The 26732-nt window shown below is 67.8% G+C and carries 27 protein-coding genes; 13 read left to right on the top strand and 14 right to left on the bottom strand.

The features are described from left to right. The first annotated feature begins 51 nt into the window (after positions 1 to 51). On the top strand, positions 52 to 1689 hold the full coding sequence (locus ACSYHF_RS14765) for an acyl-CoA dehydrogenase family protein (protein ID WP_095378375.1): 1638 nt from the start codon (positions 52 to 54) through the stop codon (positions 1687 to 1689). 180 nt (positions 1690 to 1869) lie between these two features. Here ACSYHF_RS14765 and ACSYHF_RS14760 read toward each other — a convergent pair whose 3' ends face one another. The 3 genes from ACSYHF_RS14760 to ACSYHF_RS14750 form a co-directional block, all read right to left on the bottom strand. Then, on the bottom strand, positions 1870 to 2280 hold the full coding sequence (locus ACSYHF_RS14760; RefSeq protein WP_005418205.1) for a hypothetical protein: 411 nt from the start codon (positions 2278 to 2280) through the stop codon (positions 1870 to 1872). A 154-nt stretch (positions 2281 to 2434) separates the two neighbouring features. Beyond that, complete coding sequence (locus tag ACSYHF_RS14755) at positions 2435 to 2776, bottom strand: hypothetical protein (RefSeq protein ID WP_005418203.1); 342 nt, start codon at positions 2774 to 2776, stop codon at positions 2435 to 2437. Between the two features lie 124 nt (positions 2777 to 2900). Then, positions 2901 to 4076, bottom strand: a complete 1176-nt coding sequence (locus ACSYHF_RS14750) for a thiolase family protein (protein WP_005418201.1) — start codon at positions 4074 to 4076, stop codon at positions 2901 to 2903. A gap of 182 nt (positions 4077 to 4258) precedes the next feature. On the opposite strand from ACSYHF_RS14750, the gene ACSYHF_RS14745 reads away from it, so the two are divergent. Next, the gene (locus ACSYHF_RS14745; protein WP_447575762.1) at positions 4259 to 7102 is read left to right on the top strand and encodes a S8 family serine peptidase; all 2844 of its coding nucleotides are present in this window, start codon (positions 4259 to 4261) and stop codon (positions 7100 to 7102) included. 47 nt (positions 7103 to 7149) lie between these two features. Here the strand turns inward: ACSYHF_RS14745 and ACSYHF_RS14740 are convergent, their stop codons facing one another. After that, positions 7150 to 8247: a Glu/Leu/Phe/Val dehydrogenase dimerization domain-containing protein gene (locus ACSYHF_RS14740; protein ID WP_004153019.1), complete on the bottom strand. Its 1098-nt coding sequence runs from the start codon at positions 8245 to 8247 to the stop codon at positions 7150 to 7152. 278 nt (positions 8248 to 8525) lie between these two features. On the opposite strand from ACSYHF_RS14740, the gene ACSYHF_RS14735 reads away from it, so the two are divergent. After that, complete coding sequence (locus tag ACSYHF_RS14735; protein ID WP_447576442.1) at positions 8526 to 9602, top strand: HDOD domain-containing protein; 1077 nt, start codon at positions 8526 to 8528, stop codon at positions 9600 to 9602. Positions 9603 to 9605: 3 nt separating this feature from the next. Here ACSYHF_RS14735 and ACSYHF_RS14730 read toward each other — a convergent pair whose 3' ends face one another. The 3 genes from ACSYHF_RS14730 to ACSYHF_RS14720 form a co-directional block, all read right to left on the bottom strand. Then, positions 9606 to 11162, bottom strand: coding sequence for a phospholipase D family protein (locus tag ACSYHF_RS14730; protein WP_447575761.1), 1557 nt, complete (start codon positions 11160 to 11162; stop codon positions 9606 to 9608). 165 nt (positions 11163 to 11327) lie between these two features. After that, on the bottom strand, positions 11328 to 12026 hold the full coding sequence (locus ACSYHF_RS14725; protein ID WP_329916167.1) for an RNA pseudouridine synthase: 699 nt from the start codon (positions 12024 to 12026) through the stop codon (positions 11328 to 11330). A 47-nt stretch (positions 12027 to 12073) separates the two neighbouring features. Next, a complete protein-coding gene (locus ACSYHF_RS14720) occupies positions 12074 to 12574 on the bottom strand; it encodes a M48 metallopeptidase family protein (RefSeq protein ID WP_053499398.1) in 501 nt (166 codons plus the stop codon). A 63-nt stretch (positions 12575 to 12637) separates the two neighbouring features. Between ACSYHF_RS14720 and ACSYHF_RS14715 the strand changes: the two genes are divergently transcribed. After that, positions 12638 to 13195 (top strand): DUF2058 domain-containing protein, encoded by a 558-nt coding sequence (locus tag ACSYHF_RS14715; RefSeq protein WP_005418186.1) that lies wholly within the window; start codon positions 12638 to 12640, stop codon positions 13193 to 13195. A gap of 170 nt (positions 13196 to 13365) precedes the next feature. Then, complete coding sequence (locus ACSYHF_RS14710; protein WP_005418184.1) at positions 13366 to 13632, top strand: DksA/TraR family C4-type zinc finger protein; 267 nt, start codon at positions 13366 to 13368, stop codon at positions 13630 to 13632. Positions 13633 to 14154: 522 nt separating this feature from the next. Here the strand turns inward: ACSYHF_RS14710 and ACSYHF_RS14705 are convergent. Together ACSYHF_RS14705 and ACSYHF_RS14700 are read right to left on the bottom strand one after the other, a co-directional pair. Beyond that, positions 14155 to 14748 carry a mechanosensitive ion channel family protein gene (locus tag ACSYHF_RS14705; protein ID WP_005418176.1) on the bottom strand — a complete coding sequence of 198 codons (594 nt, stop codon included), beginning with the start codon at positions 14746 to 14748 and terminating at the stop codon, positions 14155 to 14157. 35 nt (positions 14749 to 14783) lie between these two features. Next, positions 14784 to 14963: a hypothetical protein gene (locus ACSYHF_RS14700; protein ID WP_005418175.1), complete on the bottom strand. Its 180-nt coding sequence runs from the start codon at positions 14961 to 14963 to the stop codon at positions 14784 to 14786. A 126-nt stretch (positions 14964 to 15089) separates the two neighbouring features. Between ACSYHF_RS14700 and ACSYHF_RS14695 the strand changes: the two genes are divergently transcribed. Genes ACSYHF_RS14695 through ACSYHF_RS14685 form a run of 3 tightly spaced genes read left to right on the top strand, consistent with a single transcriptional unit; the run spans position 15090 to position 17090 of the window. After that, positions 15090 to 15668, top strand: a complete 579-nt coding sequence (locus ACSYHF_RS14695; protein ID WP_005418173.1) for an RNA polymerase sigma factor — start codon at positions 15090 to 15092, stop codon at positions 15666 to 15668. Beyond that, positions 15665 to 16198: a hypothetical protein gene (locus tag ACSYHF_RS14690; RefSeq protein ID WP_447575760.1), complete on the top strand. Its 534-nt coding sequence runs from the start codon at positions 15665 to 15667 to the stop codon at positions 16196 to 16198. The genes ACSYHF_RS14695 and ACSYHF_RS14690 overlap by 4 nt, the downstream gene beginning before the upstream one ends. Before the next feature lie 10 nt (positions 16199 to 16208). Further along, complete coding sequence (locus tag ACSYHF_RS14685) at positions 16209 to 17090, top strand: DUF4097 family beta strand repeat-containing protein (RefSeq protein WP_005418169.1); 882 nt, start codon at positions 16209 to 16211, stop codon at positions 17088 to 17090. Between the two features lie 49 nt (positions 17091 to 17139). On the opposite strand, the gene ACSYHF_RS14680 is transcribed toward ACSYHF_RS14685, so the two are convergent. The 3 genes from ACSYHF_RS14680 to ACSYHF_RS14670 form a co-directional block, all read right to left on the bottom strand. Continuing rightward, entirely contained in the window at positions 17140 to 17322 is a 183-nt protein-coding gene (locus tag ACSYHF_RS14680; protein WP_005410566.1) for a hypothetical protein, read from the bottom strand. A gap of 11 nt (positions 17323 to 17333) precedes the next feature. Next, positions 17334 to 17585 (bottom strand): YkgJ family cysteine cluster protein, encoded by a 252-nt coding sequence (locus tag ACSYHF_RS14675; RefSeq protein ID WP_032954387.1) that lies wholly within the window; start codon positions 17583 to 17585, stop codon positions 17334 to 17336. Between the two features lie 271 nt (positions 17586 to 17856). Continuing rightward, positions 17857 to 19218 (bottom strand): Hsp70 family protein, encoded by a 1362-nt coding sequence (locus ACSYHF_RS14670; protein WP_065197357.1) that lies wholly within the window; start codon positions 19216 to 19218, stop codon positions 17857 to 17859. Positions 19219 to 19397: 179 nt separating this feature from the next. Between ACSYHF_RS14670 and ACSYHF_RS14665 the strand changes: the two genes are divergently transcribed. Next, positions 19398 to 19733 carry a zinc ribbon domain-containing protein YjdM gene (locus tag ACSYHF_RS14665; protein ID WP_005414225.1) on the top strand — a complete coding sequence of 112 codons (336 nt, stop codon included), beginning with the start codon at positions 19398 to 19400 and terminating at the stop codon, positions 19731 to 19733. A 7-nt stretch (positions 19734 to 19740) separates the two neighbouring features. Here ACSYHF_RS14665 and ACSYHF_RS14660 read toward each other — a convergent pair whose 3' ends face one another. Continuing rightward, positions 19741 to 20892, bottom strand: a complete 1152-nt coding sequence (locus ACSYHF_RS14660; protein ID WP_065179251.1) for a transglutaminase-like domain-containing protein — start codon at positions 20890 to 20892, stop codon at positions 19741 to 19743. A gap of 229 nt (positions 20893 to 21121) precedes the next feature. Here ACSYHF_RS14660 and ACSYHF_RS14655 point away from each other — a divergent pair, with 229 nt between their 5' ends. The 4 genes from ACSYHF_RS14655 (at position 21122) to ACSYHF_RS14640 (ending at position 23986) form a co-directional block, all read left to right on the top strand. Continuing rightward, positions 21122 to 21724 carry an HD domain-containing protein gene (locus ACSYHF_RS14655; RefSeq protein ID WP_005418163.1) on the top strand — a complete coding sequence of 201 codons (603 nt, stop codon included), beginning with the start codon at positions 21122 to 21124 and terminating at the stop codon, positions 21722 to 21724. 49 nt (positions 21725 to 21773) lie between these two features. Beyond that, a complete protein-coding gene (locus ACSYHF_RS14650) occupies positions 21774 to 21947 on the top strand; it encodes an oxidoreductase-like domain-containing protein (RefSeq protein ID WP_049415754.1) in 174 nt (57 codons plus the stop codon). Continuing rightward, positions 21944 to 22561: a DUF998 domain-containing protein gene (locus ACSYHF_RS14645; protein ID WP_005418159.1), complete on the top strand. Its 618-nt coding sequence runs from the start codon at positions 21944 to 21946 to the stop codon at positions 22559 to 22561. The genes ACSYHF_RS14650 and ACSYHF_RS14645 overlap by 4 nt, the downstream gene beginning before the upstream one ends. A 78-nt stretch (positions 22562 to 22639) precedes the next feature. Next, on the top strand, positions 22640 to 23986 hold the full coding sequence (locus ACSYHF_RS14640; protein ID WP_329848619.1) for a virulence factor family protein: 1347 nt from the start codon (positions 22640 to 22642) through the stop codon (positions 23984 to 23986). A gap of 71 nt (positions 23987 to 24057) precedes the next feature. Here the strand turns inward: ACSYHF_RS14640 and mprF are convergent, their stop codons facing one another. Beyond that, a complete protein-coding gene (mprF, locus tag ACSYHF_RS14635; RefSeq protein WP_447575759.1) occupies positions 24058 to 26622 on the bottom strand; it encodes a bifunctional lysylphosphatidylglycerol flippase/synthetase MprF in 2565 nt (854 codons plus the stop codon). Between the last annotated feature and the right edge of the window lie 110 nt (positions 26623 to 26732).

Genomic DNA, 26732 nt, shown 5'->3' with positions numbered 1-26732 from the left:
AGTCATGCGGCACAATCGGACCGCATACCTCTTGCCGCCAGGATGGACCGGATGAGTGGACCAAGCTTCAGCAGCGACGCGCCCTACGAAACCCATGTGGTGTTGAACCAGCCGCCACCGTTCGCGGGGCGCCAGTTGTGGACTGACGACGTGGCGCTGATGGAAGCCGTGCAACGCGAAGGCGCTGGCAGCTTCGCGCCACGCCTGGCGGTCTATGGCGCGCTGGCCGGCGACGAGCTGTACCGGCTCGGCTTCGATGCCAACCGCGATCGCCCACGCCTGCGCACGCATGATGCGCAGGGTCATCGCATCGATACGGTGGAGTTCCACCCGGCCTATCACCAGTTGATGGAGACGGCGAAATCGCACGGTGTCGCCGGCTTGTCCTGGCATGAACCGCAATCCGGCGCGCATGTCGCGCGTGCGGTGTTGAGCTACCTGCACCACCAGGCCGAGGCCGGCACCAGTTGCCCGTTGACGATGACCCATGCAGCAGTAGCGGTGCTGCACACGCAGCCGCATCTGGCCGAGTGGGCACGCAAGGCCGCAGCGCCGGTCTATGACGCGCGCGACGTGCCGGTGGCTGACAAGGCCGGCATCACCCTGGGCATGGGCATGACCGAGAAGCAGGGCGGCTCGGATGTGCGCTCCAACAGTACGCGCGCCGAACCGATCGATGGTGAGCGCTATCGCCTTGTCGGCCACAAGTGGTTCTTTTCCGCACCGATGTGCGATGGCTTCCTGGTGCTGGCGCAGGCGCCGGGAGGACTGACCTGCCTGCTGATGCCGCGCCGGCTGGCCGACGGTGACCGCAACGCATTCCGGTTGATGCGGTTGAAGGACAAGCTTGGCGACTGGGCCAATGCCTCCAGCGAAGTCGAGTTCTGTGGCGCGCAGGCATGGCGGGTGGGCGAGGAGGGGCGTGGCGTGGCCACCATCATCGGCATGGTGATGATGACCCGCCTGGATTGCATGCTGGGCGCAGCGGCGGAAATGCGCATGGCGTTGGCGCAGGCGTTGCACCACGCACGCCATCGCCGCACCTTCGGCAAGCTGCTGGTCGAGCACCCGTTGATGACCAATGTGCTGGCCGACCTGGCACTGGAATCGGAAGCGGCCACGGTACTTTCGATGCGCATCGCACGCGCGGTGGATCGCGCCGCCGTGGATGCCAACGAAGCTGCGCTGGCACGGGTGGGAACGGCGCTGGGCAAGTACTGGCTGTGCAAGCGCGCGCCGGCCTTCGTCAACGAAGCGCAGGAATGCCTCGGCGGCGCAGGCTATGTGGAGGAATCGATGCTGCCGCGGCTGTACCGGCAGGCGCCGTTGAATTCGATCTGGGAAGGCAGTGGCAACATCCAGTGCCTGGACGTGCTGCGCGCGCTGGCACGTGAACCGGAGGCACTGGCGGCGCTGCGCGCCGAGCTGGCAGCGGTGGCCGATCATGATGCGCGCTACGCAGCGGCATTGCAGCGTTGGGCAGCGGCACCGGCACCGGATGAGTCGCAGGCGAGGCTTTTCTGCGAGCGCACTGCGCTGCTGTTGCAGGCAGCGTTGATGTTGCGGGCGGGCAGTCCAATGGCTGAAGCGTTCGTGCGCAGCCGGCTGGAAGGGGAGCATGGGCTGGTGTTCGGGACGCTGCCGGCGGGTGTGGATCTGTCGGCAATGCTGGCGCGCGCGCTGCCTTAGGGGCGGCCAACGGCGATGGCGCCTACGCCCCTGCGCAACCTACCCGCGCGTCCTTGGACACTTTCCGTACGCGTCCAGCACGGAATCAACAGAAAGAGCAGAGAGCGAAAAGCAGAAAAGCCGCGGCAGTGCCGCGGCTTTTCCTGTAGCGCCGAGACGATGCCCGGCTGCCGGTAGGCCTTAGTGCTTGGCTTCTTCCTTGGCGGCGTTGGCCTTGGCGTCATTGGCGACATCACGGGCCTTGTCAGCAACCTTCTGTGCGGCGTCCGCAGTGGCGTCGCTGGCATGTGCAGCGGCGTCGGTGGCCGCAACCTTGGCCTTGTCTGCAGCGTTTGCGGTGGCGTCTGCGGCCTTGTCCAGTGCCTGCTGGGTATCGGCGGCGGCCTGCTCGGAAGCGGCAGCGGTCTTGTCGGCAGCGTTGCGGGTGGCTTCGGCGGCCCTGTCTACGGCGTCACGGGCGGCAGCGCCGGCGCTGTCGGCGGCCTGCTGCGCGTCCTGCTTGGCCTGTTCGGCTTCCGGACCCTTGCAGGCGGCCAGGGCCAGCAGCAGGGAGGCGGCCAGCAGCGTGGTGGTGATCGGGCGAATCTTCATGGCGGTCTCCGGTACTGCAATGGATGGGGACGCCAGCCTATTCATGCCGTTGTGAAGACGGGGTCGCGATCCGAGGCGCGCGCAGGCAGCAGGCCAAAGAAAAAGCCGCTGGCGAACCAGCGGCTTTTCCAGAACAGCCTGAAGAAAGAAGTTATTACTTCTTGGCTTCTTCAGCAGCGTCCTTGGCCTGCTCAGCGGTAGCTTCGGCAGCCTTGGCAGCGTCCTTGGCTTCGCCAGCAGCAGCGTCGGTCGCGGCAGCAGCGGTGTTGGCAGCAGCGTCGGTCGCAGCGTCAGCAGCGGTGGCGGCGGTGTTGGCAGCCTGCTGGGCAGCGTCGGCGGTCTGGGCGCCGGCAGCGGCGGCCTGGTCGGCAGCAGCCTGGGCTTCGGTGGCGGCTTCGTTGGCCGAAGCAGCGGCGTCCTGGGCAGCTTCCTGCTTCGAGCAGGCGGCCAGGGCCAGAGCCAGGGACATCGCGACCAGCAGCTTGTTGATGCTCATTGTGTAAATCCTCGTCGTTAGAATTAGGCAACGCGCATGCTGCGCGCCGACAACATGATGACAAGCCAAGATTGGGTGTCAAGCGATCCCGCATTCATTTTTGCGAAATCGTCGTTAAATCTTTTTAAATCAATTCGATGGCGATGGCTGTTGCTTCACCACCGCCGATGCACAGGGTGGCAATGCCGCGCTTGCCACCGCGCGTGCGCAGGGCGTTGACCAAGGTCACCACCAGGCGTGCACCGGAGGCACCGATGGGATGGCCCAGTGCGCAGGCCCCGCCATTCACGTTGAGCTTGTCGTGCGGGATGCCCAGTTCACGCATCGGTGCCATCGCCACCACGGCGAAGGCCTCATTGATTTCGAACAGGTCGATCTGGTCCAGCGACCATCCGGTCTTGGCCAGCAGTGTGTGGATCGCGCCGATCGGGGCGGTGGTGAACCATTCCGGTTCCTGCGAATGGGTGGCGTGGCCGACGATGCGCGCCAGCGGGGTAATGCCACGTGCGTTGGCGTCTTCCTCGGTCAGCAGGACCACCGCAGCGGCGCCGTCGGAGATGCTGGAGGAGCTGGCGGCGGTGACGCTGCCGTCCTTCTTGAAGGCCGGGCGCAGGGTCGGGATCTTGGCGATGTCGGAGCGGCCGGGTTGCTCATCGGTGGCGACCTCGACCTCACCCTTGCGGGTGGCCACCTTCACCGCGACGATCTCATCGGCGAATGCCCCATTGGCCTGTGCGGCCTGTGCGCGCTTGACCGATTCGATCGCGTAGGCGTCCTGTTCCTCGCGGCTGAACTGGTACTTGTCCACGGCGCATTCGGCGAACTCGCCCATGGCCTTGCCGTCGTAGGCGTTGACCAGGCCGTCGTGGGCCATGTGGTCGATCGCCTGGAAGTTGCCGAAGCGGTTGCCCGTGCGCGAGTTGGGCAGCAGGTGCGGGGCGTTGGACATCGATTCCATGCCACCGGCGACCACGATGCTGGCCGAACCGGCCTTGATCAGGTCATGGCCGAGCATGATGGTCTTCATGCCCGAGCCGCACACCTTGTTGAGGGTGGTGGCACCGGTCGACAGCGGAATGCCGGCGGCGATCGCCGCCTGGCGGGCGGGCGCCTGGCCGAGGTTGGCCGGCAGCACGCAGCCCATGAGGACTTCAGAGACGTCGCTGGCCGGCACGCCCGATTGTTCCAGGGCGGCCGCGATGGCGGCCGCGCCGAGGGTCGGGGTCGGCACGCCGTTGAACTGGCCGAGGAAGGAGCCGATGGCGGTGCGCTTGGCGGCGGCGATGACGATGTTGGACATGGCAATCTCGTTGATGCGTAAGCAATGTTCGGAAAGGAGACCGAGGACGTTGGAAGCGCCGCGATTTCCCGGCAGACTGCGTGGGGGTCGACCCAAGTATAGAGGGTCGGGGAGGGCCGCCGCTGGGCGGCACCGCACGCCTGCCGGGATGTAGGCAGGCCAACGTTCATGGGAAGGAATCGATGGAACGCACGATGATGGTGAGGTCGGCGCTGGCGTCGGCGCTGGCGATGGCATTGACGGCATGTGGTGGCGGCGGAGGCGGCGGAAATGTCCGCATCGATCCCCCCCCGACCACCCCGACGCCCCCGACCACGCCCCCGCCGACCACACCGCCTCCGGCCAAGCCGCAGGAGCCGGCCTTCGACGCGCACCTGTCCGTGACCAATGCGCGTGCCGCACAGGCCGCCGGCCTGACCGGGCAGGGGGTGCGCATCGGCATCGTCGATTCGGGCGTGCAGCGCAACGCAGTGGCGCTGAACGGGCGCGTGGTCGCCAACCTCAATTACATCGACCCCGCCCGCAACAACCTGCAGGTGGACGACGTGGTGGGCCACGGCACGGCGGTGGCCAGCCTGGCCGCGGGTGCTTCGGTGGGGTCCTGGCCGGGCGGCATCGCCCCCGGCGCACAGATCGTTTCGGCGCGGATCATCGCCGACAAGCCGCCCGTCGATGACGGCAGCGGCAAGGGCAATTCCTTCAGCGGCCCACTGGGCGTGGCGCAGGTCCACCAGGACCTGATCAGCTACAACGTGAAGGTGATGAACAATTCGTGGGGCGGCCTGTACTGGACCGACCTGCCGACCACCGCGCAGGTGGCGGCCGAGTACCGGCCGTTCGTCATCAACCATGGCGGCCTGGTGGTGTTCGCGGCCGGCAACGATGCGCGCCCCGAGCCGAGCAGCCTGGCCGCGCTGCCCAGCCAGCTGGGCGTTGCCGGCTCGCTGCCGGCGGCCGATCTGGAGCGCGGCTGGCTGGTGGCCACTGCGGTGGATCCGTATGCACCGGGCACGCTGGCCAGCTACGCCAATGCCTGCGGCCAAGCCGCGCGCTACTGCCTGGCGGCGCCGGGCAGCGCGGTCTATCCCGATGCCAACGGCGGCAGCTATTACTGGAACTACGGCACGTCCTTCGCCGCCCCGCTGATTTCCGGCGCCGCCGCCCTGGTCTGGCAGCGCTACCCGTACTTCGACAACAACCTGGTGCGGCAGACCCTGCTGGGCACCGCCAAGGACATCGGTGCGCCCGGCGTGGATGCGGTGTTCGGCTACGGCCTGCTCGACATCTCGCGGGCGATCAAGGGGCCGGGGCGCTTCGACTGGGGCGATGTGGTGGCCAATGTCGATGCGCCATCGAGTGGCTCGCTGTGGAGCAATGACATCGTCGGCAGCGGTGGCCTGGTCAAGCAGGGCGGGGGAACCCTGGTGCTGGGGGGCAACAACAGCTACAGCGGTGCCACCCGCATCGAGCGCGGCATCCTGTCACTGCAGAACGGCAGCGTGATCCGCTCCAACGTGACGATCCTGGCGCAGCCCGATCCGGATTCGACCGGCCTGCAGTTCAATGGCGGTACGCCGCGCGTGATCGGCAATGTGGTCAACGGCAGCAGCGTGTTCCTGACCACCGGCAACACCACCGGCACCATCGAGGGCAACTACACCCAGCAGGCCGGCGCGCAGCTGATGATCGCGCTCGGTGCCAATGCGCTGCAGGTCACCGGCAACGCCACGATCGACGGGGGCGTGCGCGTGCACGGCTTCGTCTCCGGCTATGTGCCGCAGAACGGCAGCCGCCAGGACCTGATCCACGCCGCCGCCGGCCTCAGCGGCACCTTCAGCAGCCCTGCCACCTCCAGCGGCCTGCAGGGCCTGTCGCTGCTGCAGAGCAGCTATGGATATGACAGCAACAACGCTTGGTTGAACCTGACCCAGGTCAGCGTCACGGCGGCCGCGACCGGGCTCACGGCCTCGGCGCAGTCGTCTGCGCGACGCGTGGACAGTGCGTTCAGCGCGCTTGATGGCGATACGACGCTGCAGGGCTCGGCCTTCGGTACGGCCGCCGGTGCGCTGCAGTGGACCGGCGGTGGCAGCAAAGGCCTCGAGGCCAGTTTGCAGAGCCTGTCCGGACAGGCGCATGCGCGGGCCGAGTCGGCCACCTTCGACAGCATCGACATGTCACGCCGCGCGATCGCCGAGCGCTTTGATCGCGTGCAGACGGCGCCGCGCCTGCGCGGGGCCTGGCAGAGCGCGCTCGGCGAAGCCGGGCAGGGCAGTTTCGCCGGCAATGCCGCCGACAGCCGCGGTTGGATGGCCGGCCAGGACCTGCCACTGGGCAGCAATGGGCTGATGGGCGTGGCCTTTGGCGAAACCCGCAGCAATGGTGGCAGCAGCGTCGGTGGTGATCGTGGGCGTGATCGCCAGACGCAGGCGCAGCTGTATGCCGGCTGGAACCTGGGCCGGGGCTATGCGCTGGCGCAGGTCGGCAGCGGCCAGTTCACCCGGGCGCTGGATCGCCAGTTGCTGCTGGGCGCCGGCGCCTACGGTGTCTCTGCACGTTACGGCGGACGTTTCAGCAGTGCCAGTGTCGAAGGCGGCTATCGTTTCGGCCGCGCGGGTGCGTCGTTCACACCCTACGTGGGCGCCAGCAGCACGCGCGTGGATACCGATGCCTTCAACGAACTGGGCGGGTTCGGCTTCGGCCTGCGTGGCGATGCCAACCGCGTACAGCGCAGCCAGATGCTGGCCGGTATCCGCGGCGAACGTGGCTGGGGGCGCTGGACCCTGCGCGGGCATGCCGAATGGCAGCAGCGGCTCGATGGTGCCGATGCGGACTGGCAGGCTAGTTTCGTCGGCGTTGATGCATGGGCGCCACTGGCGGGCTGGAACGCGCCGCGCGGCAGTGCGCTGTTCGGCGTGGCGCTGGAGTCGTGGTGGGGCCGCAACGGCCGCCTGAGCCTGGGCTTCGACCAGCGCGTCGGCGGCGAAGGCGCGCGCCAGGCGGCGTTGCGCTACAGCACCGGGTTCTGAACGGGCGGTCGCGCCGGGTCGAAAGGCCCGGCGCGACATCGGCAGGCTCAGCCGCCGCGCAGGTTGCCCAGGCGCGGGGTGCTGCGACCCAGCGGCATCTTCAGCTTGCCGATCGACAGGATACGGCTTTCGGCGATGCGGTCGGCTGCCCGCTGCGGCGCGATGTTCTCGCGTTGCGACAGTTCGAAGATGCGGGTGAGGTTGTGGTAGATGCTGCGGATCAGGCGCATCGCGCGTTCGCGGTTGTAGCCATCGATCTCCAGCGACACGTTCATCACGCCGCCCGCGTTGACCGCGTAGTCAGGTGCATACAGGATGCCGCGCGCATGCAGTTCATCGCCGATTTCCAGGCTCGACAGCTGGTTGTTGGCGGTACCGCAGATGATCTTCGCCTTGATCCGCGGCAGGGTGTCGGCGTTGATCGCGCCTTCCAGCGCGCACGGTGCGAACACATCGGCGTTCACTTCGTGGATCTCGTCCGGCTTGACCGCTTCGGCGCCGAAATCGCTGACCGCGCGATCAACCAGCGCGCTGTCCAGGTCGGTGACATACAGTTTGGCGCCGCGATCGCGCAGCAGCTTGACCAGCTCCATGCCGATGTGGCCCAGGCCCTGCACTGCGATGCTGGTCTTGCCCACTTCCTCATGGCCGAACTTGAAGCGCATCGCCGCCATCAGCGCCTGCAGCGCACCGTAGGCGGTGAACGGGGCCGGATCGCCGGAGCCGCCATGGACCTGGTGCACGCCGGTCACGAACTGGCTCTCCAGGTAGATGTTCTCCATGTCGTTGACGTCGGTACCGACGTCCTCGGCGGTGATGTAGCGCCCTCCCAGCGAGTCGACATAACGGCCGAAGGCGCGGAACAGTACTTCAGTCTTGTCCACTTTCGGGTCGCCGATGATCACCGCCTTGCCACCACCGACGTTGAGGCCGGCCAGCGCATTCTTGTAGGTCATCGTCCGGCTCAGCCGCAGCACGTCGGCCAGCGCCTCGTCGGTGCTGGCATACGGACGCATGCGCACGCCGCCCAGGGCCGGGCCCAGGGTGGTGTTGTGGATGGCGATGATCGCCTGCAGGCCGGCATCGTGGTTGTGGCAGAACACCACTTGTTCGTGGCCGGTGGTGGCGAGGGTTTCGAATAGCATGGCGTCTCCGATGGCGCGAACAGCGGCGAACTGCAGCGAACGGCCAGTGAACGGTAGGGTCCCAAAAACAAAAAAAGCGACGTCGTCATGGCTGGGGGACGGGTCGCGCGGCGCCATTCTAGTCCATTCCCCTGGCCGGTGCCGTCGACATCGCATGCCTTCCGGTTAAAGAAGATGAAAATGCGGCCGATGCTGCGACGACGGCGGGTGGCCGGATTCGCGTGAAGAGGCAGGCGGTCAGTGACGGCAAGGGCACCACAACGACAGGGCAGGCGGCGATGACAGCGGCCTGGTGGCGATCGCTGCGCGGCTGGCTGGCGCGTTCGACCGGGGCGGCACCGTCGCGGCTGGTTGCTGCGTCCCGCCAGGCGGTGGCCGCCGCAGCGGCGAGCCTGCAGGGCGAGGCGCTGCCCCCGGCCGAGATCGCTGCACATCTGCAACGTGGCCTGCATGCGCTGGCCCTGTACCCGCGTCTGGCCGGTGAATCCACGCCGGTGCAGGCCGCAGGGCTGGGCGAGGCGGTGGCGCGCGCGCTGCAGGACCGCAACTGGGCGGCCAGGCAGCTGCCCCGCCGGCCGCAACTGCTGCCGCAGCTGATCCAGACCGTCAACGACGATGCCGCCTCAGCGCGGGTGATGGCCGCGATCATCGGCCAGGACCCGGTACTGACCGGCAACCTGCTGCGCATCGCCAACAGCCCGGCCTACAAGGTGCATGAGCGCCCGGTCGAAAGCCTGCAGCGGGCGGTGACACTGGTGGGTACCGAAGGCGTGCGGCAGATCATCAGCGCGGTACTGGTGCAGCCGGTGATGCAGGTGCAGTGCGAAGTGTTCCCGCAGTTCAGCGCGATCATCTGGGAGCACGCGCTGCTGGCCTCGCGCGCGGCCGCCGATCACGCACGTACGGTCACCTTCGGTGATGCCTTCGCTGCGCAGTGGCTGGGCCTGGTGCAGGGACTGGGCGCGTCACTGGTAATGCGCCAGCTGCTGCAGGAAGCGCAGGCCCGCAGCGAGGCCGTGGAGCCGGCGTTGGCCCTGCAGCTGCTGCAGCAGTGGTCGTTACCGTTGGCGCAGCGGGTCGCCGCCGCATGGGAGCTGCCTGAACCGGTTCACCAGGCCCTGGCGGTGGATGCAGAAGGGGCGCTGGCCGACAGCCTGCGCCTGGCCAGCGCCGCCGCAGCGGCCAGCCTGTTGTGCCGCCATGGGCATGCCAGCCAGAGCCGCATGCTGGCGCTGCTGGAGCAGCTGCTTTCAGCGCCGCCGCATGCATTGCGCTGGATCTGGCGGCGCCTGCATGGGCGGAGCGTGGAAACGCTGGATGAGGCCGGACAGGACCAGGCCGGCCCGGCCGCCTGAGTGCTACAGCTGCGATTCGACAGGCAGCCAGCTGATGGCCCGCGACAACCAGCGTTTGCGCGCAGTTGCCCCTGGCTCGGCCTCCACCCAGTGCGGTGGCGGTTCACGCTCCAGCCAGCGTAGCCGGCCTCGGTCGTCCAGCGCCAGCCACCAGCTGTGCATGGGGTCCGCCAGGCGCAGGTACTCATTGCGCAGCTGCGCCCCCAGCACCGGGTCGTCGAACAGTACGCCCATTTCGGTGTTGAGGTAGGCCGAGCGAGGGTCGAGGTTGAACGAGCCGACGAAGCCGCGGCGGTCGTCGACCACGAACGCCTTGGTGTGCAGGCTCGCGCCGCTGCTGCCGAACATGCCGGCATCGCCGGACTGCCCCTGCGCCTTCAGTTCGTACAGGTGGACGCCCGCTTCGAGCAACGGCACGCGGTAGCTCATGTAGCCGCCGTGCACGGCGGCGACGTCGTTGGCAGCCAGTGAGTTGGTCACCACGCCGACCTGCACGCCCCGCCCGGCCATGGCCGAAAAGCCATCCAGGCCTTCGTTGCCTGGCACGAAGTAGGGTGAGATCAACAACGTTTTGTGCCGGGCGGCCTGCAGCTCGCTGATCAGGGTCGACACCAGCCAGGCAGCGCGATCATCCCTGCGATGCTTCATCGGCGGGTCCGAGACGATGCGCACTGCACTGCTCCAGTGCAATGGCTCGGGACTCGGGCGTTGCCGCTGGCGCGATTCGGCCACGCGCGCAAGGTAGGGCCGGGCCACGTCCCGCTGCGCCTCATGATCCGATTCGCGCACCAGCAGGCGCAGCTGTGCATCGGTATGGAAGGCAAGCGCGGATACCGGAATGGCGGCCTCGCTGTTCCAGTAGTCGTCGAAGATCCGGTTGGCCTGCTCCACGGCAGGGCCGGCGACCAGCAGGTCCAGATCCTGGAAGTTCACATCGGTGCGCGCGCTGAAGTACTCCTCGCCGATGTTGCGGCCGCCGACGATCGCGACGCGGCCATCGGCGATCCAGCTCTTGTTGTGCATGCGGTGGTTCACGCTGAAGAAGCGTTGCACCATCTCCACCACGCGCAGGATGCCGGTCCGGTTGCGGAACGGGTTGTAGAGACGGATTTCAATGTTGGGGTGCCGGTCCAGCGCCATCATCAGCGCGTCCTTGTCCTTGGCGTTCATGTCATCGAGCAGGATGCGCACGCGCACACCGCGCTCGGCGGCGTCATGCAGCGCCTTGGCCATCAGGTGGCCGATCAGGTCGTCGTGCCAGATGTAGTACTGCAGGTCCAGGCTGCGGCCAGCGTGCGCGGTGATCATCGCGCGCGCGGCGAAGGCATCCATGCCATCACTGAGGAACGCTACGCCTGATTGCCCGGGATGCGCGTCCTGCAGCGGCACGATCTGCTGGTCGATGCGGGTCTGCGCCGGCTGCAATGGCAGTACATGCGAGGGCACGCCCTTTGCCTGTGGCGTGAGATGGTCGGCCAGCAGCAGCCCGGACAGGACCAGCAGCAACAGCGCGGCGAGGATGATTGCAGCGACGCGCAACAGGCGTCGCCACAGGGGCATGGGCAGGCTCATGCCTCGATGGTAGATCCACGCCCTGCGTGAAGGAATGCCTGCAGGATCGATAGGGCGTCAGCGCCCTTGCCTTCGGCAAGGGATCCGACCCCGCGGGCGTCACGGATGGGGGGCGGACCCGTTTCTGCAGGAAAGGGCCCTGACCCGCAGGCCTCAGAACCGCTCGTCGCTGCCCAGGTAACGCCACTGCGCCGGCGGCAGCGGCCCCAATGCCACGCGGCCGATGCGCAGTCGGCGCACGGCCAGCACCTGCAGCCCGGCGGCGGTCACCGACACGCGCAGCCCCTTGGCGGTCAGCCCCTTGCCGGCAAAGCGCAGGCGCTGCTCGCTTTGCCAGCTGACCTTCGCGCCGCCGGATTCCTGCTGCAGCCGCGCCAGCAGCCACGGTCCTCGCTCGGGGCCGCCTTCGGCCACTTCGATCAGGTATTCCTGTTCGGTGCGGCCCAGATTGCGCTGTAGATGGGCCAGCGTGGCCGGATCCTGGCTGACCACCACCAGGCCGCTGTCGCTGGCCGGAAGTGCAGCGGCCAGCTGCAGGCCGTGGAAATGGCGCTGCAACGGACGGATGTCGCTGGCATCAAGTTCGCTGCGGCTGTCACTGCTGACCAGCGCACACAGGGTCTCAGCAGCAACGCCGGCCGGCTTGTGCAGCAGCATGCTGACCCGCTCGGCCTTTTCATCACTGGCGTGCTCGGCCACGACGATCACCATGCTGTCATCGACCGGGCGCTGTGGCTGTTCCACCACTTCGCCGTCGACCGTTACCCAGCCGCCTTCGATATAGCGCCGCGCTTCGCCGCGGGGGATGCCGAGCAGGGCGGACAGGCGTTTGTCGAGACGGATCGGTTCCATGGCGGGCAGGTCGGGCAGGGGGCGCGCAGTGTAGCTGCTGCGGCCGGTCAGCGCTGGCTGCGGTTGGCCAGCTCGGTCAGGTACAGACGGGTATCGAACTCCAGCTGCAGGTAATCCGGTTCCATGTGCTGGCACAGCTGGTAGAAGGCCTTGTTGTGGTCGGCTTCCTTCAGGTGGGCCAGCTCATGCACCACGATCATGCGCAGGAACGCCGCTGGCGCCTGGCGGAATACCGTAGCGATGCGGATCTCGCGGCTGGCCTTGAGGCGGCTGCCGTGCACGCGGGAAATGGCGGTATGCGTACCCAGCGCGTGCTTGATCACTTCCAGGGTGTTGTCGTAGCAGACCTTGTTGAGCGGCACCGACTTGCGCAGGTAGCGATCTTTCAGCGCCTGGGTGTAGTCGTACAGCTGGCGGTCGCTGCGCACCTCGTGCGGGTCGGGATAGCGCTGCTGCAGCCAGGGGCCGAGCTTGCCCTGCGCCAGCAGTTCGCTGACCTGGGCGACCAGGGGTTCGGGGTAGCCGGTGAGGTACTTCAGGACTGCCATGCAGGGGCGGCGGGGCGTCGGTAGAATGGAAGCATCCAAGATTACACGCGGTATGTACCAACCATGGCAAAGCCCAACGCGCTGCAGGAACAATTGCTCAAGGCCGGTCTGGCCAAGAAGTCGCAGGCCAGCGCCGCCGCGCGGGAGCAGGCCAAGGCCCGCCAGGGCAAGGCCGAATCGGCCTCGGCCGAGGTCCAGCGTGAGGCTGAACGTGCCCGTGCCGAGAAGGTCGAGCGCGACCGTGCGCTGGCCGCCGAGCGCAATGCCCAGGCCAGGCAGGCGGAACAGAAGGCACAGGCGAAGCAGATCATCGCGGCCCATGCAGTACCCCACAAGGGCGATGACGAGTATCGCTTCAGCGATGGCGCGGCGATCCGCACCCTGCTGATCGACCCCAAGCTGCGCAAGGCGCTGTCGGTGGGCGTGCTGGTCATCGTCGCCAATGGCGAGGGTTACGCCCTGCTGCCGCGCGCCGCCGCCGAGAAGGTGCGCGAGCGGGCCCCGGAGGCGATCATCGTCGACCACGGCCAGCCGGGCTCGACTGCCGAGATCTCCACCGGCAACGCCGAGGACGACGCCTACTACGCCCAGTTCCAGGTGCCGGACGACCTGATCTGGTAAGCAAAAAGGGGCCGGAGGGGATTAAGTCGCGATCGCCCCGATTGGATCCGTTGGCGTTCTGCTCAGCTTGCTGAAGGCGCACCGGGCACGGCTCGGCGCAACACTGGCCTGCTCCTTTGTGCGCGGGTGTATCGTCCCCATATCAGGCGACACACCTGCGGAGGAAGACCATGGCCACCGGTTGGGCGGGAGATGGCGCGGTCCAGGACCAGATCGACGCCACCGTCGACGATGCGATCGCCCGCGCGCGCCGCCAGCTGCGGCAGGGCCCGGGCCTCGAGCACTGTGAGGAATGTGAAGCGCCGATTCCGTTGGCGCGACGTCGTGCTGTGCCGGGAGTTCGCCTGTGCGTGGCGTGCCAGCAGGCGCATGACGAAGAAGAGCAGGCGCATGCCGGTTACAACCGGCGTGGCAGCAAGGACAGCCAGCTGAGGTAAGGGGTGCTCGGCAGGGCTGCGCCCTGCACCTGCTTGGAGCAACGGCAACGGCAACGGCAAAAGCGTGCTATCCGTGGGATGGCGGGGTGGGTCCGATTGAGGGGGACGCTGCAAGTACGTCCATGTAAGCTCGGTCGCCGCATCCATGCGGCTCACGCCCCCTCAACCGGACCCACCCCGCCTTCGACAGATTTCCGCGATCTGTTGGAACCTGCTGCTGATGGTGGGTGCCGACCGTTGGTCGGCACGGGGTCGGATCCAATTCTGACTATCGATATCTGACAGATGTGCCGACCAACGGTCGGCACCCACCAACAGCGCGCGGAATCTGTCAGAGGTGGGGCGGTGTGGGTGGGCAGGACCGTTGGCGCCATGGATGGCGCCATCGAGCCCCCATGGATGGGTTTACGGCGTGTCCTGACCACCCACACCGCCCCGCCATCCCACGGAATGCCGCTCTTGATCTTGCTTCGGCTTCGGCCTCTGCAGGTGCAGGGCGCAGCCCTGCCGAAAACCCCACCCTCAGCCGTCGCCCTGGATGCCGCCGGGTGCCTGCGCCGGGTCGCGCCAGCGGCGCACCGTGCGCTGGAAAAACAGGTTGTTCGGCAGCTGCAGCACCGTACCCTCATGGCCGTCGCCGGTTTCCTGCAGCGTGGTGTAGATCAGGTTCACGTCGATCACCCGCCCCTTCAGGCCCGGCTTCTCGCCGTTCTCCAGCACTTCGATGTAGTCATGCAGGCGGAACGGGCGAGTGGTGAAGATCAGCAACGTGCAGAAGATGTTGGAGAGCACGCTCCAGGCCGCGAAGAAGGCCACTGCGCCCACGGCGGCGAAGCCGGTGAACGCGGTCCACAGCACTGAAGGCTTCGCGCCGAGCAGGCTGAGGATATACAGCAGGGCGCTGAAATAGACCACGAAACTGGTGATCCGGCGCGCGCCCATCACCATTTCAGGTGGCAGCGTGTAGTGCTCGGCAAAGCGCCGGATCAGGCGACGGGCCAGTACCCGCAGCAGCCAGGCGACCAGCAGCACCAGCACGATCTGCAGGGCCACGCCCGCGTAGTTCAGCCATGGGTGGCTCCAGGCCGGCAGGTGATCCTTCAGCGACAACATCATGGGGGCGAAAACAGGTGGTGGGAACGGCCTCGATGTTACCCGGCGCGTGCCGGGGTTTCGACCATCGGCGACCACGCCAGGCAGACCAGCTCCTGTCGATGCTGCTGCAGGCAGGCGCGGCCGTTGTCGGGGCACAACCGCAAGGACAGGCCCGATGCCTGCAGCACGACGCAAGCGACGATTACCAGCAGGGCGGCGCAGGACGAGCTGGACATGGCGGAACTCCCTGGAGGTGTTCTCTCGAATGACCTTCCATGGATGCAGCCATCGTCGAAAAGGTTGCATGGCCTTGATCGGCGATCGGCTCTAAACCTTTTTCCGGGTCGCCGCATCCAAGCGATATGCTCGACACCACCATGCCAGCGCCGCCTGCCGCCCACGCCCCTGTCGACGAACCCGCCCTGGTGCGGGCGGCCGCCGCCGGTGACACTGCGGCCTACGAACTGCTGTACCGGCGCCATGCGCCGCGCGTGTTCGCCGTACTGTGGCGCCTGTGCGGGGGCCAGCAGGCGCGTGCCGAGGATGCCCTGCAGGAAGCGTTCCTGCAGGCATGGAAGGCGCTGCCGGGGTTCCGGTTCGAAAGCAGCCTGTCGACCTGGTTGCACCGGTTGGGCGTCAACGCTGCACTGATGGAACTGCGCGGGCGCGCCGCCGGGCAGGACCACGACAGTCTGGAGGAGGTCGACGGCGGCCTGCAGGAGCTGGCGGTGCACGACCGTTGTGCCGGTACCGAGCGCGACCTGGAGCGCGCACTCGCGACGCTGCCTCCGAGGGCGCGTGCGGTACTGGTACTGCACGACATCGAAGGCTGGAAGCACCAGGAAATCGCCGAGCAGCTGCAGATGGCCGTCGGCAGTTCAAAGGCACAGCTGCATCGTGCGCGCGGCCTGCTGCGCGCACGGCTGGGAGACATGACATGAGTACACACGAACACGATTCCGATCACGATCTGCTGGCCCGGCTGCGCGCTCTGCCGAACGAGCGCGATGTACCGGCCGATGGCTGGGCACGCCTGTCCGCGCGGCTGCCGCCGCGTGAACCAGAGGCAGCACCTGCGCCAACGGGCAACGTGGTGGCCCTGGCAACGCGTTCGCGGCGCCGCTGGTGGTCGCCGGCCGGCGCTGCCCTGGCTGCCAGCCTGGCGATCTACGCCGTGGCCCCTTGGCGGCATGCGCAGCCGGATATACCGGTGCCGTCCACGCTGCAGTTGCAGGCTGCGGCGATGACCGAGCAGTACCGGCAGGCGGTGGCCTCGCTGCCCGCAGGCCGGGCACCGGAATGGCAGCCGGCGCTGCATGAACTGGATGAAAGCGCGGCACAGATCCAGGCCGCGCTGGCGCAGGACCCACGTGCGCCTCACCTGCTTGGCCAGCTCAAGCGTACCTATGCGCTGCGGCTGGAACTGACCCGGCAGGCGGCCTATGCCGCCGAGTCCGGCCTGACGACCTGAGGAGACCCCCATGACCCGAACCCTGATTTCCTGCTGTGTCGCACTGCTGCTGTCCCCTGCCGTGGCGCTGGCCGACACCCGCATCGACGAGCGCCACACCTTGGCTGCGGGCGGTCGCATCGAACTGAGCAACGTGGCCGGCAAAGTGACCGTGCGTGGCTGGGACCGCAACGACGTGCAGCTCACCGGTACGCTCAGCGATGGCCTCCAGCTGCGCCAGGAGAAAAGTGCCAACCGCGTACGCTGGGAAATCGAGTATCCGCGTCGCAACAACAACGGTGGCGCGACGCTGGTGCTGAACGTGCCGCGTTCGGTGGAACTGCTGCTGAGCACGGTCAGTGCCAACCAGGACATCAGCGGCATCGATGTGCGTCGCCTGCAGGCCGACACGGTCAGCGGCAGCCTGAGCGCCTCCGGTCGCAGCGGCGACAGCAAGCTCAATACGGTCAGTGGCGGCGTCAGCGCGCGCCTGCAGACCCCGAAGCTGGATGTGAACACGGTCAGCGGCCGGATCGAAGCCGGTGGCGGCGTGTCCGGTGACATCGGTGCACAGACGGTATCCGGCCGGGTCGAGGTCGATGCCGGGCGGGTGCAGCGGTTGGCGGTGGAAACCGTATCGGGCAGCATCGATCTGTCGGCGGCCGGGCTGGCGCCGGGGGGCCGGATCAATGTCGAATCGGTGAGTGCGTCGGTCAACCTGCGCCTGCCACGCTCGGTTTCGGCGCAGCTGTCGGTGAACAGCTTCAGCGGGTCGATCAACAGCGATGCCGGCCAGGTGGAGCGGCCGCGCTACGGCCCCGGCAGCCATCTTGATACGCGGCTGGGCAGCGGCGACGGTGATATCCGCATCCAGTCGCATTCGGGCAGTGTTCGGGTAAGCCTGGATCGCTGAGCGCGATCCGGCAGGCCGCGGCGGCAGCGCCGCCGCGGTCGGTACTGGGTCAGCTGGCTTTCTTCAGCGCCCAGGTGGTGCCGAGGACTTCGATCTTGCCACCGGCCTTGCGGAACGCTGCCAGGTCCGAAGCGATCGAATCGCTGCTGACCACGGTGCTGGCGGCCGCGCCCTTGCGTTCGCTGCGGATGCTGTTGCTGGCCTTCGCGGGGGTCTTTGCCTTGCGGGGCATGGTTGCTCCTGTCAGGTGGAAGGGGAGGAAAGCGCCCAGGCATCGGCCTGGCGCAGGTAGTCCTGCCGCTCACGGCGGCAGTCACTGCCGCCCATCGAGAACTGGCGGCAGATCGCCGGGCGCTGCGAATAGATCGTGCAGCGCAGGTGATAGGGATCGATCGCCGCACACCAACCTTCCTCGTTGCGCGCCATCACGGCACGGCCGTGGGTGTCGCGTGACAGGAACTGGCCGGGCACGTGGTCGCCGGGCTGCAGCAACACGGGCAGCCGGCAACAGACCGCGTCACAACGGCGGCAGTCGATGGGTGCATGTGCTGCGTCAGGTTGTAAGGCCTCAGGGGCCTGGCGGGTGCCCAAAGCGGGTCTCGATGGCGGCTCCGGTGGTACGCGGACCATGAACGAGCCAGGAAGGCATGGCCGCTAGGCCCGCAGGGCGGGCCAGGCTGCACCGTGGACACACACCGGCGTGGCCGGTGGAAGGTGCAGCAGGGTTCTAGCCGACCAAGAGTAACTTAGATCGCGTAACGTTTTGTTAATCCTGGCTTGCTGCCGCCAAAGCAAGGCCCTGGACCACGCCCAGCGAGGGCTCGCCGTGGACCATGCGGGCGCCCGGGAAGGCCTCCGCAACGGCCTGGCGCAGATACCCGGCGCGGGACATGCCGCCGGTCAGGAACACCGCGTCCGGGTCGCCGCCGATGTCGCTGCGGACCTGGGCCAGCAGCTCCCGGAGCTGCTCCAGATAGCCATGCGCGGCTGCGGCCAGGCCGTCGGCGCTGCTGTCGGCATGCAGGTCGCGGGCGATGTAGTCCAGCGTGCTGCGATGTTCGCTGGCGGCGCTGAGGGCGATCTTGGCGCGCTCGACGTCGCGGTACAGGCGGGCGGTATTGCCGGTGTCCTGCAGGGCCTGCAGGCGCGCGCCCCACGGATTGTCGACATGGTCATACTTGTGCTGGCGGAAGTCGCGCTGGCGGGTCATGTCCTGCACGGTGGCCGCTTCCACATAGTGGTGGGCGGGCACGCGGGTGATGCCGCGGCCGAACAGCGGCATGTAGCTGGACAGGCTCAGCGCCAGGTCGATGTCGGTACCGCCGCGGGCGATGCCCCAGGCGCGGTGGATGCGCGGGGCGTCGTCGCCGCCGACTTCGGCGTGGGCGATATCGGTGGTACCGCCGCCGATGTCGACGATCACGGCCTGGTGCCGTTCGCGGCTTTCGGCGTGATAGTGCATGGCCGCCGCGGCCGGTTCCTCGAGGAAATCGATCTGGTCGAAACCGGCCTGGCTGGCGGCTTCGCGCAGGATGTCCAGCGCCTGGTCATTGCCGGCCGCACCGATCGAGCTGCGGAACTGCACCGGACGCCCGAGCAGGGCCGCTCGCAGCGGCTGGCCGAGCTGGGCGCTGGCGGTCAGGCGGATGTGTTCGAGGATGTGCGCGGCGATGCCGGTGATGGTCTGCTTGGCGCGCGGGTGCAGGTTGTAGCCGAGCATCGATTTCGGGCTCTGCACCAGGTTGCCTTCGTGTTCCTCGAAATAGGCTTCCAGCGCTTCGTCACCGTAGACCGCATTCTGCAGCAGGTCGCTGGCACTGCGTTCCTTGCCGGCACGGGCTTCCATCCATTCCCGGCGCAGCGCGCGCAGGGCTTCGCGGCGCAGCGCCTGCGGCGTGCGTTGCTGGCCGGCGGCGCGCGCCGCACGCGCAGCGCTGTCGATCATCTGCTGCAGCTGGTGCTCCTGGCCGTCATCGAGCTGGAAGTCATCCGGGTCGGGCACCACGCCGGGGAAGTACACGCTGGTACGGAACTGCTCGGCGTCGCCGAAGCGGATCGGCAGCAGTTTCCCTTCATGCACGATGGCGGCGGCGGAGTTGCTGGTACCGAAGTCGATGCCGAGGCGCATGGGGAGTTCCGGGGGCGATCAGGGGCCGCGCACTCTGCTGCAGTTCGCCGCTGACTGCAAGGTCCCGCGGTTTCCTGTTCCGGGCCGGGTCAAGGAGGTCGCGGCGTACTGCCCGGAAAATGCCGGGGGAGCCGGGCGGTTACAATGGCAGCTGTTGATTCACTTTGAGGTACTTGCTGATGTCTTCTGTCCCTGCCTGCCCGCAGTGCACCCTGGAAAACACCTACGCCGATGGCGCGCTGTGGATCTGCGCCGACTGCGGCTTCGAATGGACCGCCGAGGAAAGTGCCGGTTCGACCCTGGTCGTGCGTGACAGCAACGGCAATACCCTGCAGGCCGGTGACACCGTCACCGTGATCAAGGACCTGAAGGTGAAGGGCTCCTCGATCCCGCTCAAGCAGGGCACCGTGATCCGCAACATCCGCCTGGTCGAGGACGATGCCGAGCACATCGAAGGCAATTCGGACAAGATCAAGGGCCTGGTCCTGAAGACCTGCTTCCTCAAGAAGGCCTGACCGGCCTTCAGCGCCGGGCCTGCTGCTGTGCGCGCCAGCGGGCCAGGCTGTCCAGCTTGGCCTGGTAGCGCGCCTGCTGCGGCGCCCCGCCCAGTTCCTGTGCACGCAGCAGCTCACGATCGGCGTGCTTGAGCTGGCCCGCCAGGAAATAGACCCGCGCCAGCCCGAAGTGGAACTGGTGCGCGGTGTCGTACAGGCGCACGGCCTGCCGGTAATAGCGGATCGCCTGCTGCAGTTGCCCGGCGCGTTCGGCCTCGGCACCGAGCATGTACTGCGCGAATGGGTCTTCGCGCTGCACCGATTGCAACCGCTGCTCCAGCGCCTGGGCCTGCGCAATCATGCCGAGCTTGCGGTAGAGGGCGCTGGCGTTGGTGAGTGCAGCATCCTGGCGGCCGTCCAGTCGCAGCGCCCTTTCCAGAGCCCGGCGTGCAGCGGCGGTATCGCCCGTGCGGTTTTCCAGCACGCCCAGGTTGTTCCAGGTGGCAGCGAAGCTGCCGTCCTGCGCCAGCGCGGTATCGAAGAAGGTACGTGCGCCCGCCAGGTCGCCGCTGGCCATGCGTTCGGCACCGCGATTGTTGTAGAAGTGCGCCAACGCCCGCGCCTGGCTGATCGGCAGCGGCCCGCGGCGGTCGTACAGCACATTGCGATCCAGATCGACGGTGGCGAAGCGGCCGGCAAAGCCGACCCCGGCATTGACGTGGCCTACGCTGTAGACCAGGCCCTGGGCCTGGTCCTGGTACCACGACACCACCTGGCCAACTTCCTGCACGCGCGCCTGGATGCCGGCTTCGCGTGCCAGTGCGACGAACATCAGGGTGAAGGCCAGGCAGTTGGCGCGTCGCTGCTGCCAGATCTCGCTGACAGTAAGGGTCGCGTCGGCGTCGTACTGCAGGTCCATGCCATGGCGGTCGAAGATCATCTCCACCAGCGCCTGCAGGCGCTGCTCGCGCGAATAGCTGCGACGGGTCACCTGGGTGTGCAGCATATCGAGCATGGCCGGTGGAATCGCGAACACCTGCTGCGGTGTTGGAATCGTCGGCGCGGTGGTGCTGGCAGCGACCGCAGGGGCTTCGCTCGCGTCAGGGTTCAGTGCGATCGCGGAGGGTGCCGCCAATGCGGCCAATGCGAGCAGAACGGATCGGGCGGCAGGACGGTACATGACGGCTCCCGGCAGCGGCGGGCGCTCCCGCCTGAGGCGAGTGTAGACCTGTGCGCGCACCCCTGCAGTGACCGCTGGTCGGTCCGCGCGTTCATCCACAGCCGGTGTGGACCAGCGCTCGACAAAGCTGTGGACAACCGCGTTGGGGCCCCGTGCGGAGAGCGTTGTGACGGTGTGGTGAAAAAATGGCCGGCTTGCCCGCTACCGGCGCAGGCGGGATGATCCGGTCATGGACTTCTCCCCGCTGACGCTCGCTCCGGCGCAGTGGCAGGCGCTGCAGGACAGCTATGCAACGCCACCACGTGCCTACCATCACTTCGGCCACGTGCGTGCGGTGCTGCAGCACTGCCAGGAGGTTGCCGACGGTCCAGGCTGGCAGCAGCCGGCCGAGGTCTACCTGGCCGCGCTCTACCACGATGCGATCTATGTGGCGGGGCGAAAGGACAACGAAGCGCGTTCGGCGCAGCTGGCCCTGCAGGCGATCGCGCAGGCGCCGGAACTTGCCATGGTCGACGCGGCCCGGGTCGAGCAGCTGATCCTGCTGACTGCCCGCCATGGCGAGCTCGCCCCGGACGATGTCGATGCCGAGGCCGCGTTGTTCCTGGACTGCGACATGGCGATCCTGGCCGCGCCGGAGCCGGTGTTCAGCGCCTATGACCGCGGCGTGGCCGAAGAGTACAAGGGCGTGGTGCCAGGCTTCCTGTATCGCGCCGGCCGCCGTCGTTTCCTGCAGGGCCTGCTGCGTGCACCGCGCATCTTCCTCAGCGAATTCTTCCACCAGCGCCTCGACTCTGCCGCGCGCGACAACCTGCGCCGGCAGCTGGGCCGCTGAACCAGCCCGGTACACTGGGGCCCGTTTCCACCGATTGCCGCTTCCAACCGTGTCCGTCCCTGATCCCGATCCCCGTCCGCTGCCGCCGGAAGAGCCCGGTCCGAACGAATGTTGCGGCAGCGGTTGCCCGCTATGTGTGCTGGACCTGTATGCCGACGAGCTGCAGCGCTATCGCAAGGCGTTGGCCGAATGGCTGGCGCGGCACCCGGAGGCGTCCACATGAGCCGCGCGCGCCCAGCGGCACTGCTGGCGCTGGCGGCGCTGCTGCTGTTCGTGGCCACCGCGCTGTGGACCCAGTTCGCACGCACCGATCTGGACTGGGTGCGGGCCACGCTCAGCCTCTATCTGCACGGGCCGTGGGGGTTGGCATTGCGCGCGGCCTACTGCCTGCTGGCATTGGCGATCGCCCTGCTCGGCATCAGCCTCTACCGGGGCAGCGTCGGCCCGCGGCGCAGCGCGGCGGCGCCGCTGCTGTTCACTGTCTCGGCACTGGGCCTGGCCACGGTCGCCATCGGTGACAGCTGGCTGCCGGAAGCGACGCCGCTGCTGGCACCGTTCATCCATGGGCTGGCGGCCAACACGGCGTTCCTGTGTGCCAGCGTCGGCATGCTGCTGCAGGCCTGGTACCTGCGCCGCGAACCGGGTTGGCAGTCCGCCGCGAGCCTGCTCTGGGGCTGGGCCTGGCTGGCGTTCGTACTGTTGTGGCTGCATGTGTTGTGGCGCGCCGGTCCGCCGCGCGGGCTGGGCCAGAAGGTCGTGATCGTGGTGATCGTAGGCTGGCTGCTGTACTTGGCGCTGGCACTGTACCGGCGCAGTCGGCGTACCACGGCCGACTGAATCGCCAACGGCCTGCACCGGTACGTGCCGTGCACGTGGAGGCGGCGTATCGTGTGCGCATTCCATCGGGGATGCGATATGAAGCGTGCAGGGCTGGGCAGGGCAATGGGTGTGGTTCTGGCGCTGGCGGCGCTGCCGGCAATGGCGGCGGCCAACGTGCAGCAGTTCAGCCACGGGCGGTTCGAGCAGATTCCGGTGCACATGCCGGCCGGCACGCCGCAGCGGGTGGTGATCTGGTTCCACGAGCCCTCCCCAGGGGGTGACACCAGCCGCCTGCCGATCGAAGCCCTGCGTGCCGACGGCGCCATCGTTGCCGCTGTGGACATCGCGCACCTGCGCGGGGTGCTCAAGCGCGAGGGTGATCCGACCTGCTCGTTCGGCGCCGGTGACGTCGAGAACTTCTCGCGCTGGCTGCAGGCGTCCCTGCATCTGCCCGGCTACCACCTGCCGCTGGTCGGCGGTGACGGCGAGGGTGCCGAGATGGCCTATTCGCTCGCGGCGCAGGCCGACACCCAGGTGTTTGCCGGCCTGCTGACCACCGGCTTCTGCCCGGACCACAACCATGAGCGCATGGTCTGCGGCGATGGTGTGAAGCACAACACGCTGCAGCCCGCCGAACTGAATTTTCCGTGGTTGAGTGCCGCTGGCGATCACAGCTGCAAGGTGGGCGAGGCCAGCCGGTTCGTTCAGCAGGTCGCCATGGCACGCGAATTCAAGCGAACCGCGCGCGGTGATGCCTCACCCGGTCTGGTGGCCGCGGCGCGGGTGATCGGCGCGCAGGCCGGGGTCAGTCTGGCACCGCCGCCGGCCGCGCTGAAAGGCCTGCCGGTGGTGGAAGTACCGGCGACCGGTAGCGGCGATACGCTGGCGGTATTCGTTTCCGGCGATGGTGGCTGGGCCGGCCTGGACAAGGACGTGGCGTCGTCGCTCAACGAGCACGGCGTGGCCGTGGTCGGCATCGACTCGTTGCGCTACTTCTGGAGCGAGCGCACGCCGAAGGGTTTCGCCGCTGACCTGCAGAAGATCATCGACCACTACCGCCAGCAGTGGCACCGCGACAAGGTGATGCTGATCGGTTTCTCGCAGGGCGCCGACGTGCTGCCGGCGACCATCAACCAGCTCGATGCCGATACCCGCGCAGCGCTGGATCGTATCGTGCTGCTGTCGGTAGGCAGGAAGGCCGACTTTGAATTCCACGTCAGCAACTGGCTGGGCGGTGGCGGCGATGGCCTGCCGATCGCACCGGAAGTGGCCAGGCTGCCGGCGGAAAGAACCCTGTGCGTATATGGCGACAAGGACGAGGACGCACTGTGCCCGGACCTGCCGGCCAATGACGGCGTGAAGCGGGTGAAGCTGCCGGGCGACCACCATTTCGGCGGTGACTATGATCGGCTGGCCGAGGTGATCCTCAAGGGCGGGGCGTAGCGTCAAGCCATGCCCGACCACTGTCGCCGCCGTGTCGACCAAGGTCGACACCTGCCGGGTGGCGCGGGTCGTCAGTTGCGCCGCGGGTCCAGAGAGATCAGGCGCGTGGCGTCCAGCAGCGCCGCCGGCAGGTGCATGCCGCCGGGCGCGGCGAGATAGCGCGGCCGCCACTGCGGATCGAACTTCGACTTGAAGCGGCGCAGGCCACTGAACCCGTAGAAACGTTCGCCATGCCGCGCCAGCAGGCCGGCCAGCCGGTTCCAGCGGCCAGCCAGACGATGCTGTGCCAGCCCGGAAAGCGGCGCCATGCCCAGCGAGAAACGTGCATAGCCCTGTGCGCGGCCCCACAGGAACAGCTCGATGAAGAGGAAGTCCATCGTGCCCTTCGGTGCTTCGCTGACGTGGCGCATCAGGTCCACCGACAGCTCGGCGCCGGCCGGTGCCTGCCAAAGATTGGCGAAGGCCACGATCTGGCCTTCGGCCTCGACCAGCGCCACCGGGAAGCGCACCAGGTAATCCGGGTCGTAGCTGCCGAGCGAGAAGCCCTTTTCGTCGCCGGCCTTGTCTTCCAGCCATGCGTTGGAGATCGCGTGCAGGCGCGGCAGCAGGCTGGGAATTTCCTCCACGGGCGCCACGCGGAAGGACAGGCCACCCCGCTTGCCCCGGTTCCAGGCCTGGCGCAGGTCGGCGCGCTCGCGCCCTTCCAGGCCGAAATCATGCAGCGGCACCATCGCTTCTTCGCCCAGCTTGACCAGCCCCAAGCCAAGGTCGAGATAGGTCTGCCAGTAAGTCTCGCCGACCTGGTAGAAGACGGGGCGCAGGCCGAGGCGGTCGGCTTCCTCGCGGAAGCGCCAGATCAATGCGCGGGCGACGTCCGGCGGGCCGACCGGGTCGCCCATCGCGATCAGCGAACCCCCATAGCGCTGCATCATCACGAAGCCGAGTTTCGCTTCATCGCGCAGCACTGCCTTGTCAGCGGTCAGCACCAGGCAGGCCTGGGTGTCGGTGGCACCGGCCAGGACCGGCGCCAGCGATTGCAGCGTCGCTTCATCGGCGGCGGGCAGCGGGCTACGCGTGCTGTGCAGCAGCCGCGCCAGGCCGAACATCACCAGCGCGATGGCCACCACCAGCAACGCGCGCAACGCGCGCGGTGCGTTGCCGGAGACCGCGAACTGCCACCACAGCTCGTTCTGGTATTCGACATGGCTGTAGGTGAAGAACAGCAGCCAGGTCACCGCCACCAGCACCAGCCCCAGGTTGCGCAGCCACGGCCACGACCAGGCTTCATCCAGCAGCGCACCCTGGCGGTAGAACTCGCGGCGCGCAGCCCACAGCGCCATCGCCACCAGCACCGCCGAGACGGCGATCAACGGTTGGCCACCGCGCAGCCACAGCGGCAGCGGGGTGACCACGCACACCGCCATCGCCAGCATCCACGCCGCGTGGCTGCGACGGGCCAGGCCCTGCCCGATCAGCAGCAGCGCGACACCACTGAGGCTGCCGATCAGGTGCGAGGTTTCCAGGATCGGCAGCGAGGCATTCACCAGGTGCCGGCGTGGCGTGGGCAGCGTGCCGTCGATGACCAGCGCGGCGCCGATGCTGAACACCGCCAGCGCGATGATCTGCGGCAACCATGGGCGCAGTGCGTTCCAGCCTGCGCGGGTTGCCCCGGCACTGGCCTGCAGCGGCTGGCGCAGCGCGGGCGCAAGGGCGAGCAACGTGGCCAGCACCAGCGGTAGTACGTAATAGGTCACGCGGTAGATCAACGCGGCCGCCAGCACCGCCGCCGGTGCCACCTGGGGCAACAGCTTCAACAGGCTCCATTCGAACACGCCCAGGCCGGCCGGCACGGTCGAGACCAGCCCGGCCAGTACCGCGACGAGGTACAGGCCGACGAAGCCGGGCAGGCCGGTGGGCGTCGAGTCCGGCAGCAGCACATAGAACGCGGCGCTGGCCAGCACCAGCTCGATCACGCTGAGCACGGTGACGCCGAGCATGGTGCGGCGGTCGGGTAGCCACAACGCATGGCCGAACACGCTGAGCTGCCGTCCATCGCGACCGACCAGCAGCACGGTACCCAGATAGGCGAGTAGGGCGACGATGCCGACGATGCGCACGGCATCGGGATTCAGTGGCAATGCCAACGCCGCTGCCGCCGGTTCCATGCAGAGCGCCACGCTGATCAACAGCCACGCACCGAACACGAAACCGAGCGTGCTCATCAGCACCACCTGGCCGATCTGCGCCAGGTCCAGGCCGGCGCTGCGGTAGCCACGCAGGCGCACTGCGCCACCGGTCAACGCGGCAAAGCCCACCGTCTGGCCCAGCGTATGCGCAAGGAAGGCGGTAATGCCGATGCGTGCCGGATGCACGCGGATGCCGCTGCGGCGCAGGCCGATGGCATCGAAGCCGATCAGGCAGGCGTAGCTGGCCAGGCCGAGCATCACGGTGAGCGTGATCTGCAGGCCACTGAGCTGGCGGAACGCCTGGCGGATGGCGCGGTAGCCGTGCTCATCGAATTCACTGGCCAGGCCATGCAGGGCCAGCGAGAGGATCAGCAGGGGAACGACAATGGTGAGGACCCGCTTCCATGCCGGGGTGGAGGAAGCGGCGGCGGGGTTGGTGGCTGCGGTCATCGGCGCAAGGGTGCGTCAGGAGGGGCGAGTGCGGTGTCAACGCGGGGCGTGGCGCATCGTGCGCCTGTCGCCGCCATTTGACCAGCAGATGTGTCGGAGCCCGGTAGTGA

The sequence above is a fragment of the Stenotrophomonas maltophilia group sp. P373 genome, assembly GCF_053295075.1.
Note: the sequence above shows the minus strand (reverse complement) of the source record. Positions and strands in the feature narration are given on the sequence as shown.